The sequence below is a fragment of the Salmonella sp. A1325 genome (assembly GCF_056991255.1).
This window is the reverse complement of record NZ_JAMLWO010000015.1, coordinates 25781-38292: the sequence shown is the minus strand read 5'-3', so window position 1 is coordinate 38292 and position 12512 is coordinate 25781. Positions and strand designations below refer to the sequence as shown.

Sequence of the window (12512 nt, the reverse complement as noted above, 5' to 3'; positions counted from 1 at the left end):
CTTATCAGGCCTACAATGTCTTTAACCGTGTTTTTTCTTCGCGAAAACAACACGCGCCAGAATATTCAGCAGCAGTACGCACAGGGTAATAATCAGCACACCCGCCCAGGCTAATTGTTGCCATTCGGCAAACGGGCTCATCGCGAATTTAAAGATGGTCACCGGCAGGTTGGCGATAGGCTGCATCATGTCGGTGCTCCAGAACTGGTTCGAGAGCGCGGTAAACAACAATGGCGCCGTTTCCCCGGCGATACGGGCAATTGCCAGCAGAATACCGGTCATAATGCCGGAGATAGAGGCTTTCAGCGTAATCGCGGAAATCATCTTCCACTTCGGCGTACCCAGCGCATAAGCGGCTTCACGCAGGCTATCCGGCACCAATTTGAGCATGTTTTCAGTGGTACGGATAACGATCGGTACCTGCAACAGCGCCAGCGCAATCACCCCTGCCCAACCGGAGAAGTGCTGCATCTGCGCCACCACGATGGTGTAAACAAACAGCCCCACAACAATTGACGGCGCGGAAAGCAGAATGTCGTTAATAAAGCGAATGATTTCCGCCAGCCAGGATTTACGGCCATATTCCGCCAGATAGATCCCGGCCATAATCCCCAGCGGCGTACCCAATACGGTAGCCCAGAGAATCAACAATCCACTCCCCGCCAGGGCGTTCGCCAGCCCGCCGCCCGCCGTGTTCGGCGGCGGCGTCATTTCGGTAAACAGCGCCAGCGACATCCCGTCGATACCACGCGTGATGGTGGACATCAAAATCCAGATCAGCCAGAACAGGCCAAATGCCATCGTCGCCATTGAGAGCGTTAGTGCGATACGGTTCTTCATGCGGCGACGCGCCTGCATCTTGCGACGGGATTCCGCGAGCTGCGCGGTGTTCTGCATATCAAGCGTAGCCATTAACGTGCTCCCTCGTTCTTCGCCAGACGCATAATCATGAACTTAGACGCCGCCAGGACGATAAAGGTGATCACAAACAGGATCAGCCCCAGTTCCATCAACGCTGCCACGTGCAGACCCGATTCCGCCTCAGCGAATTCGTTCGCCAGCGCGGAAGTGATGCTGTTGCCCGGCATATACAGCGACGCGCTGTCGAGCTGGTAGGTATTGCCGATGATAAAAGTGACCGCCATCGTTTCACCCAGAGCACGGCCCAGCCCCAGCATAATGCCGCCGATCACGCCATTTTTGGTGAACGGTAGCACGATGCGCCAGATAACTTCCCAGGTAGTGCAGCCGATACCGTAAGCGGACTCTTTCATCATTACCGGCGTTTGCTCGAAGACGTCGCGCATAACCGCCGCAATGTAGGGGATGATCATGATGGCGAGGATGACGCCCGCCGCCAGAATGCCGATACCAAATGCCGGGCCGGAGAACAGCGCGCCGACAAACGGAATGTTGGAAAGAATATTGCCGACCGGCTCCTGGAAGTACGTCGCAAACAGCGGCGCGAAGATAAACAGCCCCCACATGCCGTACACGATACTGGGAATTGCCGCCAGCAGCTCAATGGCGATGCCGAGCGGACGCTTTAGCCAGCCTGGCGCCAGCTCGGTTAAAAACAGGGCAATGCCGAAACTGACCGGAACGGCGATCAGCAGTGCGATAAAGGAGGTCACCAGCGTGCCGTAAATAGGCACCAGTGCGCCGTAGATATCGTTTGGCGCGTCCCATTCCTTAGTCCAAAGAAATGAGAAACCAAATTTCTGGATACTTGGCCAGGAGGAGATGATCAATGAGACGATAATACCGCCCAACATCAATAGCACAATCAGCGCAGCCAGTTTTACCAGCGCGCTGAAAATCATGTCGCCTTTTTTACCCGGCGGGTTAAAAGCAGGCTTGGTTGCAGCCATAAATTACTCTTTCCATTAAACGCGTTTTACGACGTTGCCCCTGCCGGATGGCGCTACGCTTATCCGGCCTACAACGTGGGCCTGCGGTCGAAACCGTAGGGCGGATAAGCGTAGCGCCATCCGCCAATTCGTTAATTAATACAGCGCCTTACCGTTGCTGTCTTTTATACTGGTCTTCCAGGCGGTACGAACCTGCTCAACAACGTTATCCGGCAGGCTGGCGTAGTCCAGATCATTCGCCTGCTTAGCGCCATTTTTGTAGGCCCAGTCGAAGAACTTCAGCACTTCAGCACCCTGCTCAGGTTTCTTCTGCGCTTTGTGGACCAGGATAAACGTGGTGGAGGTGATTGGCCACACATCGTCACCTTTCTGGTTGGTCAGATCCTGCGCGAAGGTTTTGCTCCAGTCTGCGCCTTTCGCCGCATTAGAGAAGCTCTCTTCCGTCGGGCTTACCGGTTTGCCGTCGGCAGAAACCAGTTTGGTGTAGGCCAGGTTGTTCTGCTTGGCATACGCATACTCAACGTAGCCGATAGCGCCTGGCAGACGCTGTACAAATGCCGCGATGCCGTCGTTACCTTTACCGCCCAGGCCGGTTGGCCAGTTCACGGTAGAACCCGCGCCCACTTTCGATTTCCACTCGTCGTTGACTTTCGCCAGGTAACTGGTGAACACGAAGGAAGTACCGGAACCGTCAGCGCGACGCACCACAGCGATGTTCTGAGAAGGCAGCTTCACGCCTGGGTTCAGTTTGGTGATGGCTTCATCATCCCACTTCTTGATTTTACCGAGGTAGATGTCACCCAGCGTTTTACCATCCAGCACCAGTTCGCCGGATTTGAGGCCTGGAATATTCACCGCCAGCACCACGCCGCCGATCACCGTCGGGAACTGGAACAGGCCTTCCTGATTCAGTTTTTCGTCAGACAGCGGCGCATCGGAAGCGCCGAAATCAACGGTATTCGCGGTGATTTGTTTCACGCCGCCGGAAGAGCCTATCCCCTGGTAATTGACTTTGTTACCGGTTTCTTTCTGGTAGGTATCCGCCCATTTGGCATACACCGGCGCAGGAAACGTTGCACCGGCACCTGTCAGGCTTGCTGCTGCAAAGGCAGAGAACGCGCTCATCGATAAGGTCGCGGCGACAACAGTTGCGACAGTGGTACGCATAACTTTCATAATGTCTCCTGCACGGTTTCGGTAAATCGTTGTTTGAGTTGCTACGATGAGCAAAATAGGACAAATTGATGACAGTTATATGTCTTGATTATGACGGTTTGATGACAATGGAAATAAAAAAGCTGGCCCGGGGAGACACCAGACCAGCCTGCAGGGGGAGATGAATTAAACTGTTTGCGCAACCACAGACGGTTTCAACAGCGCGTACATCAGGCCGCAGACAATCGTGCCCAGGGCAATCGAGAGCAGGTACTGCATCACATGTTCCACCGCATGCGGGATCGCCAGGACAAAGAGGCCGCCGTGTGGCGCCATCAGTGTACAACCGAAATACATGGACAGTCCCCCGGCGATTGCGCCACCGACCATCGTGGAAGGGATGACGCGCATCGGGTCACGCGCGGCGAAGGGAATCGCCCCTTCAGAGATAAAGCACAGCCCCAGGATAAAAGATGCATTACCCGCTTCATGCTCAGCGGCATTGAATTTCGCTCTGGCCGCCCAGGTTGCGACGCCCATTCCTAATGCCGGTACCATCCCTGCCGCCATAATGGCCGCCATTGGCATATAAGAATGAGAAGCCAGTAAACCGACGCCGAAGGTATACGCAGCTTTATTCACCGGCCCACCAAGGTCAAAACCTTGCATTGCGCCCAGCAACATTCCCAGCAAGATAGCATTCGTAGAGGTCATATTCCCCAGGAACGTCGTCAGCCCTTCCATCACCGCAGAAACGGGGCCACCCACCACGTAAATCATGATTAGGCCGGTAATCAGCGTAGACAGTAGCGGCAGAACCAGCACAGGCTTAAGCGCTTCCATTGACGCTGGCAGCTTAATATTTTGCGCCAGAAACCGTACGCTGTAACCGGCCAGAAAACCGGCCACAATCCCTCCCAGGAAACCAGCACCGCACAGGCTGGCCAACATCCCGCCAATAAGCCCCGGGGCCAGACCCGGACGATCGGCAATTGAGAAGGCAATAAACCCAGCCAGTACCGGCACCATCAGCGCAAAGGCCGCCTTACCACCGATTTGAAATAACGCAGCCGCCAGCGTGCCCGGCTCATTGAAGGCCTGGATACCGAAGACAAAAGAGAGCGCGATACATAACCCTCCCGCCACCACCAAAGGAAGCATATGGGATACGCCGGTCATTAAATGCTTATAAACGCCGGGTAGCTCTGTTTTACCAGCTGAAGAAGAGCGCCCGGCACTCCCCTGATAGACCTCGGCGCTATTGAAAGCATTATCCATTTCCTGCGCACTCTTTTTTAGCGCCGCGCCGGTACTGGTGCGATAGAGTCTTTTGCCAACAAAGCCTGACAGATCCAGCTCAATATCCGCCGCGATAATCACCACATCCGCTTGCGCTATCTCTTCCGCGGTCAGCGTGTTCTTCGCCCCGACGGAACCGCGAGTTTCAACCTTGATCCAGTCACCACGCTTGCGGGCTTCAATTTCCAGCGCTTCGGCAGCCATAAAGATATGGGCGACGCCCGTCGGACAGGCCGTCACAGCAACAATTTTTTTAGTCATAGTAGGGTACCCTGTTCTTTTAATTTAAAGAAAAAGCGGGAAAAAATGTTACAGGCGTGACCAGGCCGCTGCTTTCTGGAACAGCGCGTCATCCGGGCGAATCCCGGTATAAAGGACAAATTGCTCCACGGCCTGAATAGCAAACACTTCGGAACCGGTAATCACGGTTTTACCGCGTTCACGGGCGTAGCGGATCAGCGGCGTGACGGGCGGTAGCGCCACCACATCAAAGATAACGCTCGCCTTATCCACTTCCTGTTCGGAATAAGAGAGTTTGTCGGCATCATTACCGCCAGCCATTCCGATAGGCGTGGCGTTAATTAACAAATCGGCTTCAATACCGTCGGTATCCGGGCGCCATTCATAGCCATAGAGTTCGGCCAGTTGTTTACCTGACGCTTCATCAATCGCGACAATATAACCACGGGTAAACCCCGCATCCTTCAGCGCGCAGGCCACCGCCTTTGCCATACCACCGCTGCCACGCAAAGCAAATACCAGGTCGGGAGAGACCTTGTAATTCGCCAGCAAGCGAGCTATTGCAATGTAATCGGTGTTGTACGCCTTCAGATGGCCATTGGTATTCACAATGGTATTAACTGAGTGAATGGCCTGAGCAGAAGCATCCAGTTCATCCACCAGCGGAATGCAGGCTTCTTTAAACGGCATAGAGATCGCGCACCCACGGATCCCCAGACCGCGCACGCCGCTAATGGCCTGCGTAAGATCGGTCGGCGAAAAGGCTTTGTAGAGATAATTGAGATCCAGCGCTTCGTACAGATAGTTGTGAAAGCGTGTACCGAAGTTACTTGGGCGTGCCGCCAGGGACATGCAGACCTGAGTGTCTTTATTAATGCGCTTTGTCATGATGAATCCTCATAGAAGTTGCGATAGAGAAAATCATCGGCTAAAAAGGGGATATTAAAAATTGCTCATTCCCGTTCGGGAAATTTCACCTTTTATGGCAACCCGGCACACTGAACAAAAATACTTAAAGCTACTCCAGCACTATGGCGACAAGCCCGTTAGCGTGACGCTACAGGAGCTGGCGGATGTGTTGTTCTGCACCCGGCGGCATATGCGTAATCTGTTGCTTCAGATGCAGGAGGCAAAGTGGCTCATCTGGCAATCACAGGCCGGACGTGGGCATCGCGCCCGGCTTCACCTGCGCTATAAACCAGAACAGCTGTTAAGCGAAAAGGCGGAGCAGTTACTGGAGTCTGGTCATGTTGATCAGGCCATTCAACTGCTGGGTAAAAATAAGCACCAGGTGGCGCAACTGCTGCGCTCAAAACTGGGCTATAGCGTGCGGGCAGACTATCAGCGGCTGTGCATCCCCTATTACCGGACAATGCCGTCGCTGTGCCCCGGCACGCCGTTGCGCCGCTCTGAACAGCATCTGGTCAGGCAGATTTTTAGCGGCCTGACACGCATAAATGAGGAAAAAGGTGAAGTCGAAGCCGATCTTGCCCACCACTGGCGGCAGATTGATCCACTGCGCTGGCGTTTTTATCTGCGCCCCGCCGTCCTCTGGCATGATGGTCAGGAGCTGACGATCGACGCGGTTATCGCTTCACTGACCCGCAGCGCTAAGCTGCCGTTGTTCTCGCACTTGCAGACTATTCAGGCCACCGGGCCGCTGAGTCTTGAAATTACGCTGGCGCACCCGGATAACCGACTGCCGCTGCTGCTCAGCCATATTGATGCCATGATCCTACCGCCTGACCATACACAACGCGCTGATTTCCCGGCACATCCCGTGGGGACTGGCCCTTATGAGGTGGTGGAAAACAATGGCTTTCATCTGCAAATGAAGGCCTTTGACCACTATTTCGGTCTGCGCGGGCTGCTGGATGAAGTGGAGGTCTTTATCTGGCCGAATTTAACGGAGACAGACAACCTGGCGGAATCGCTGTCGGATAACGACACGGCAGCCTGGCTCAGCTCCAGCCTGAGCGATGAGGATTACGTTTCCGGACGGCTTAGCCAGGTATCAGGCAAACCTTCTGACAACCTGCGCGAGATGTTTCTTGAGCGTGGAGGATATTTTTTATTATGCGACAGCCGCTCCCCGCACTGGCATACCGCCGAACATCGCCGCTGGCTACGGGAAACACTCAGCCCTTACGCCATACTCCAGCATCTGAGTGAGGCAATTCGCCCCTTCTGGGTACCGGGCGGCAGCCTGCTGTCCTCCTGGTTTCATACTATTGAGGCGGGCCCGGCCTGTTCACCTTTTATCTCGTCGTCGCCCTACGCAAAACTGCGTCTGGCCTATCACGATCAGCACCCTGAATTTCCAATGCTCCTGGATATCATGCAAGAGATCATGCGCCAGCAGGGCATTTTACTTGAGGGCGTTGAGCTGAATTATGATGACTGGGCGAATGGCAAAGCCAATGTGGATCTCTGGCTGGGGACGGTCAATTTCCCCATTCCCGAAGAGTGGAACGTCGGTACATGGCTACTGGGCTCCCCTTTACTGCGCCACGCCATCAGCGGTGGGGATGATGCGCTGCTGGCCCAATGGGAAACCCAGTGGCATGCCGAAACCATCAGCGCGGAACAACTGGTCAGGGAAACCACCCGTTCAGGCTGGCTACAACCGCTTTTTCACCACTGGATGCGACTCAAAGGCCCCGACCGGGCCAGGGGGATCCACCTGAATAACCTGGGGTGGTTTGATTTCCGATCCACCTGGATTGAGCCCGGGCCTTAAAGAAGAGAATGTGACCGGGTGCCCGTAGCGCAGGCAGGCGTAGCACCTCTTAGTCGCTCTTCAGCCACCATAGAGAAAGAACAGCACCTGTCACGGCGCACAAAAAAAGGCCGTCTATCGACGGCCTTCTGCCTGGTACTACATTTGACTTACTCTACCGTCACTGATTTCGCCAGGTTACGCGGCTGGTCAACGTCGGTGCCTTTAATCAGCGCCACGTGATACGCCAGCAGTTGCAGCGGAACGGTGTAGAAGATAGGCGCAATGACCTCTTCCACATGCGGCATCTCGATGATGTGCATGTTGTCACTGCTCACAAAACCCGCATCCTGGTCGGCGAAGACGTACAACTGACCGCCACGCGCGCGAACTTCTTCGATATTGGATTTCAGTTTCTCCAGCAGTTCGTTGTTCGGCGCCACCACAATCACCGGCATATCGGCGTCAATCAGCGCCAACGGCCCGTGTTTCAGCTCGCCTGCCGCGTAAGCTTCCGCGTGAATGTAAGAGATCTCTTTCAGCTTCAGCGCGCCTTCGAGCGCAATCGGATATTGATCGCCACGCCCCAGGAACAGCGCATGGTGTTTGTCAGAGAAATCTTCCGCCAGGGCTTCTATACGTTTGTCCTGCGATAGCATCTGCTCAATACGGCTCGGCAGCGCCTGTAGGCCATGAACGATATCATGCTCAATGGACGCATCCAGACCTTTCAGACGCGCCAGTTTAGCCACCAGCATCAACAACACGGTTAACTGGGTGGTAAAGGCTTTGGTAGATGCTACGCCAATTTCCGTACCCGCGTTGGTCATCAGCGCCAGATCGGATTCACGCACCAGCGAAGATCCCGGCACGTTACAAATGGCCAGAGAGCCCAAATATCCCAGCTCTTTCGACAGACGCAGGCCAGCCAGGGTATCTGCCGTTTCGCCAGACTGTGACAGGGTAATCATCAGGCTGTTACGGCGCACGGCAGATTTGCGATAGCGGAATTCAGAGGCGATTTCAACGTCGCACGGAATACCTGCCAGCGATTCAAACCAGTAACGGGAAACCATACCGGAGTTGTAAGACGTACCGCAGGCGAGGATCTGAATATGCTCAACCTTCGACAGCAGTTCGTCGGCGTTCGGTCCCAGCTCGCTTAAATCCACCTCACCGTGGCTGATGCGCCCGGTAAGGGTGTTTTTGATCGCGTTCGGCTGTTCGTAGATTTCTTTCTGCATGTAGTGGCGGTAAATACCTTTATCGCCCGCGTCATATTGCAGATTAGATTCGATATCCTGACGTTTTACTTCCGCGCCGGTGTTATCGAAGATATTTACCGAACGGCGAGTGATTTCAGCGATATCGCCCTCTTCAAGGAAGATAAAGCGACGAGTCACTGGCAACAGCGCCAGCTGGTCAGAAGCGATAAAGTTTTCGCCCATACCCAGGCCAATCACCAGCGGGCTACCAGAACGTGCCGCCAGTAGGGTATCCGGGTGACGGGTATCCATGATCACTGTACCGTACGCACCACGCAGTTGCGGGATAGCACGTAGAACAGCCTCACGCAGAGTACCCCCCTGTTTCAGTTCCCAGTTTACCAGGTGTGCAATCACTTCGGTGTCGGTTTCAGAAACGAAGGTATAGCCACGCGCTTTTAACGCTTCACGCAGCGGTTCATGGTTTTCGATGATGCCGTTATGCACCACCACAATGTGTTCAGAAACATGCGGATGCGCGTTAGCTTCTGAAGGTTCACCGTGCGTCGCCCAGCGAGTGTGAGCAATACCTGTGCCGCCATGCAGAGGATGTTCTTCCGCTGCCTGAGCCAGCATCTGGACTTTACCGAGGCGACGCAGGCGGGTCATATGACCTTCTGCATCAACAACGGCCAGACCGGCAGAGTCATATCCGCGGTATTCCAAACGACGTAAACCTTCGAGAAGGATTTCAGCTACATCACGCTGCGCGATAGCGCCAACAATTCCACACATAGTTTTATTTCCTGATTATGGCATTACGCCATGCGTTGTCGCTGACCTGTATGCCCGTCGTTGCGGGCGCCCCGAGCCTTGTAGAGAGTGGGGTTATTTTTATAAGTACTGCTCATGGAGCGGAGGATTATTTTATCCTCTCATCTCCGGTCTGCCGGATGGCGCTGACGCTTATCCGGCTTACAAAATCACTTTTTCTTCACCGGACGCTGCCAGCCTTGCTTATGTACCTGCGGCACGCGGCTTAATACCAGTTCATTGTCGGCTACATTACGAGTGACGGTAGTCCCTGCGGCGATGGTAGCCCCTTTACCAACAGTAACCGGCGCCACCAGTTGGGTATCGGAGCCGACAAACACATCGTCGCCAATAACCGTTTTGAATTTGTTCGCGCCATCATAGTTACAGGTGATGGTCCCCGCGCCGATATTCACGTTGTCGCCAATTTCCGCATCGCCCAGATAGGTCAGATGACCGGCTTTAGAACCTTTACCCAGACGCGCTTTTTTCATTTCAACGAAATTGCCGACATGAGCGCCCGCTAACAGCTCCGCGCCGGGACGCAGGCGAGCAAACGGACCGATGGTGCAGGCCGCTTCCAGATGCGCATCTTCCACCACGCTGTATGGGCTAATTTCGCAGTCATCGCCAATAACGCTGTTTTTAATAATGCACCCCGCGCCGATCTTCACGCGGTGACCGAGCGTCACGTTACCTTCGATGATAACGTTAGCGTCAATTTCCACATCACGCCCGTGAGCCAGATTACCGCGCAGATCAAAACGAGCCGGATCGCGCAACATAACGCCGGATAACAGCAGTTTCTCCGCCTGTTCGGCCTGATAAATACGCTCCAGACGAGAAAGCTGTAGACGGTTATTCACGCCGTCCGTTTCGCTGATGCGAGCCGGATGCACCGCGGCGATTTCCCGTCCTTCCTGATAAGCCAGCGCAATGATATCTGTGATGTAATATTCACCCTGCGCATTATTGTTAGTCAGCTTAGACAACCAGCGTTTCAGGTCCGCGCCGTTGGCGATCAGAATACCGGTATTAATTTCCTGGATCTGACGCTGTTCATCAGTGGCGTCTTTATGTTCAACGATGCCGGTCACTTTACCGTTTTCACGCGTAATACGGCCATAGCCGCTCGGATCGTCCAGCTTCACGGTTAATAACCCAATACCACCCTGCGGTTTGGCATCGCGCAGGCGCTGTAAGGTTTCAACCGAAATCAGCGGCACGTCGCCGTAAAGCATTAAAATATCTTCATCGTCGCTAAAGAAGGGCGCGGCCTGCTGCATTGCGTGACCTGTTCCCAACTGTTCCGCCTGAAGCACCCAGTTCAGCTTGTCATCTTTCAGGGTCTGTTTTAACAACTCGCCACCGTGGCCATAGACCAGATGAACCTGTGCGGCCCCTAATTTAGTAGCTGCATCAATGACATGCTGCACCATGGATTTACCCGCCAGCGTGTGCAGCACTTTAGGAATATCGGAATACATGCGCGTGCCTTTACCTGCGGCAAGGATCACTACGCTCATAGCACTATTTAACATACGCGTCCTGACTGTAATTTGAGAACGAATTTATACTGTTTCACGTTGAAAATACTACATTTTTTTCATCGTAAAATGGAAGAAGGATAAAACGCTCACCGGGATAAAATCCCCGCCTGCTAATGAATCATTTTCGTTCATTACCGCGCCTCTTGTCTCCTGAAAAGTAAAAATACCCGCGTATTGGCAACGTAGTCCGATGTTTTTGCTGTTTTTTTACTCCATAAATAAAGAAGATAACGTAATAAAGCGCAGGGGAGTCAGAAAAGCAAAAACCAGCGACAGAGGCCGCTGGTTTTCCGTTGTGCGTATTTTTTACTTAATTACGCGACATAAAAATCCGCAAAATATACCAGAACATGGTCGCGATAGAAGCAAACAGATGTAATGCCGCGCCAGCAGGGCGATCGGTAGGGTAATGGTGAATAATGTTAGAAGTATCGTAAAGTATAAACCCGGCGCACAGCAGTACCATTAGCGCAGAAAACCAGACGCCCAGCGAGAAGCCGCAGATGACGCTGGCAATAATCGCGCCAAAAGCAATGAACCCAGCCATAGTCAGAAACGAGCGCAGAAAAGAAAAGTCTTTTTTTATGGAAAAAGCGGTAAACGTCAGACCGCCAACCAGCAACAGGGTCGTTATTGCCGCCGCGCCAATGCTCGACGGGTTAATATACGCCGCCACCGTTAACAGGGGGGCAAAAATCAGGGATTCTGCCAACACATAAATCCCCAGCCCGATAAGTTGCGTTTGATTAGTCCCCGCATTATCCGCCAGACGGGTCGCCAGCATTCCCACCAGCATAAAAGCGCCGAGAACAACCAACCAGCTATATCTTCCACCAGCCAGCAGCACATCAAGCGCATACTCCCCGACCCCTATAAAACTCCACGCCGCGCTCAATACGATAAAACCGACGATGGCGACGGCGAGATGAAGATAAGCGCGACGAATAAAGGTAGTACGATCAATCCTTGAGTCGGGTTGTGGACCCGCAAAGGATGGCTGAAATGACATAGTAATAATCCCTCATTTTATGCAATAAAAACGCATCCATTCCTTCCTTCTTCGCACAATGTGCAGATGCCAATGACAGAAAGAAGGATTTAATGAAAACAGCGCTGTCGCTGAAAACGCGTCGCCTTCAGCCGCTTGTTTTTGTCGTTGCTAGTTTATCGAATAAAAATTGAGAGGATAAAAAAAAACCAGTCCGCAATCAGACTGGTTTTATGCTTTCAAGCCGGTGTTACATCGCTTTTTTGGTCAACTCGATAACGCGCAGTTTAGCGATCGCTTTGGCCAGTTCCGCAGACGCCTGAGCGTAATCCACGTCACCGTGCGAGCTCTTAATGTGCTCTTCGGCTTTACGCTTCGCTTCCAGGGCTCGCGCTTCGTCGAGATCCTGACCGCGAATCGCGGTATCCGCCAGAACGGTCACGCTGCCAGGCTGCACTTCCAGAATGCCGCCGGACAGATAGATAAACTCTTCATGACCGTGCTGCTTAACGATGCGAATCATACCAGGCTTAATGGCGGTGAGCAGCGGCGCGTGCCCCGGGTAAATCCCCAGTTCGCCTTCGCTACCCGTAACCTGGATTTTCTCGACCAGACCGGAGAACATTTGTTGCTCCGCGCTGACGACATCCAGGTGGTAAGTCATTGCCATAT

Annotated in this window: 10 protein-coding genes; 1 reads left to right on the top strand and 9 read right to left on the bottom strand. The window is 53.5% G+C overall.

Annotated features, from left to right (window positions below; genetic code table 11):
* Positions 1-21: 21 nt before the first annotated feature.
* From pstA to NAZ64_RS20930, 5 genes are all read right to left on the bottom strand, one after another.
* Complete coding sequence (gene pstA, locus NAZ64_RS20950; protein WP_000212197.1) at positions 22-912, bottom strand: phosphate ABC transporter permease PstA; 891 nt, start codon at positions 910-912, stop codon at positions 22-24.
* Positions 912-1871: a phosphate ABC transporter permease PstC gene (gene pstC / locus NAZ64_RS20945; RefSeq protein ID WP_000741630.1), complete on the bottom strand. Its 960-nt coding sequence runs from the start codon at positions 1869-1871 to the stop codon at positions 912-914. Before pstC ends, pstA begins: the two co-directional genes overlap by 1 nt.
* Positions 1872-2006: 135 nt before the next feature.
* Positions 2007-3047: a phosphate ABC transporter substrate-binding protein PstS gene (gene pstS, locus NAZ64_RS20940; RefSeq protein WP_000867131.1), complete on the bottom strand. Its 1041-nt coding sequence runs from the start codon at positions 3045-3047 to the stop codon at positions 2007-2009.
* A 165-nt stretch (positions 3048-3212) separates the two neighbouring features.
* The gene (locus tag NAZ64_RS20935; RefSeq protein ID WP_483641026.1) at positions 3213-4586 is read right to left on the bottom strand and encodes a fructose-specific PTS transporter subunit EIIC; all 1374 of its coding nucleotides are present in this window, start codon (positions 4584-4586) and stop codon (positions 3213-3215) included.
* 48 nt (positions 4587-4634) lie between these two features.
* Complete coding sequence (locus NAZ64_RS20930) at positions 4635-5453, bottom strand: shikimate 5-dehydrogenase (RefSeq protein WP_000166709.1); 819 nt, start codon at positions 5451-5453, stop codon at positions 4635-4637.
* 94 nt (positions 5454-5547) lie between these two features.
* Between NAZ64_RS20930 and NAZ64_RS20925 the strand changes: the two genes are divergently transcribed.
* Positions 5548-7305, top strand: coding sequence for an SgrR family transcriptional regulator (locus NAZ64_RS20925; protein ID WP_000235493.1), 1758 nt, complete (start codon positions 5548-5550; stop codon positions 7303-7305).
* Between the two features lie 149 nt (positions 7306-7454).
* Here the strand turns inward: NAZ64_RS20925 and glmS are convergent, their stop codons facing one another.
* The 4 genes from glmS to NAZ64_RS20905 all read right to left on the bottom strand — a co-directional run bounded on the left by glmS (position 7455) and on the right by NAZ64_RS20905 (position 12510).
* On the bottom strand, positions 7455-9284 hold the full coding sequence (gene glmS / locus NAZ64_RS20920; protein ID WP_001631413.1) for a glutamine--fructose-6-phosphate transaminase (isomerizing): 1830 nt from the start codon (positions 9282-9284) through the stop codon (positions 7455-7457).
* A 188-nt stretch (positions 9285-9472) separates the two neighbouring features.
* Positions 9473-10843, bottom strand: coding sequence for a bifunctional UDP-N-acetylglucosamine diphosphorylase/glucosamine-1-phosphate N-acetyltransferase GlmU (gene glmU / locus NAZ64_RS20915; protein ID WP_079944695.1), 1371 nt, complete (start codon positions 10841-10843; stop codon positions 9473-9475).
* 319 nt (positions 10844-11162) lie between these two features.
* Complete coding sequence (locus NAZ64_RS20910) at positions 11163-11861, bottom strand: Bax inhibitor-1/YccA family protein (protein ID WP_000009908.1); 699 nt, start codon at positions 11859-11861, stop codon at positions 11163-11165.
* A gap of 229 nt (positions 11862-12090) precedes the next feature.
* Entirely contained in the window at positions 12091-12510 is a 420-nt protein-coding gene (locus NAZ64_RS20905) for a F0F1 ATP synthase subunit epsilon (RefSeq protein ID WP_001251971.1), read from the bottom strand.
* Positions 12511-12512 lie beyond the last annotated feature (2 nt).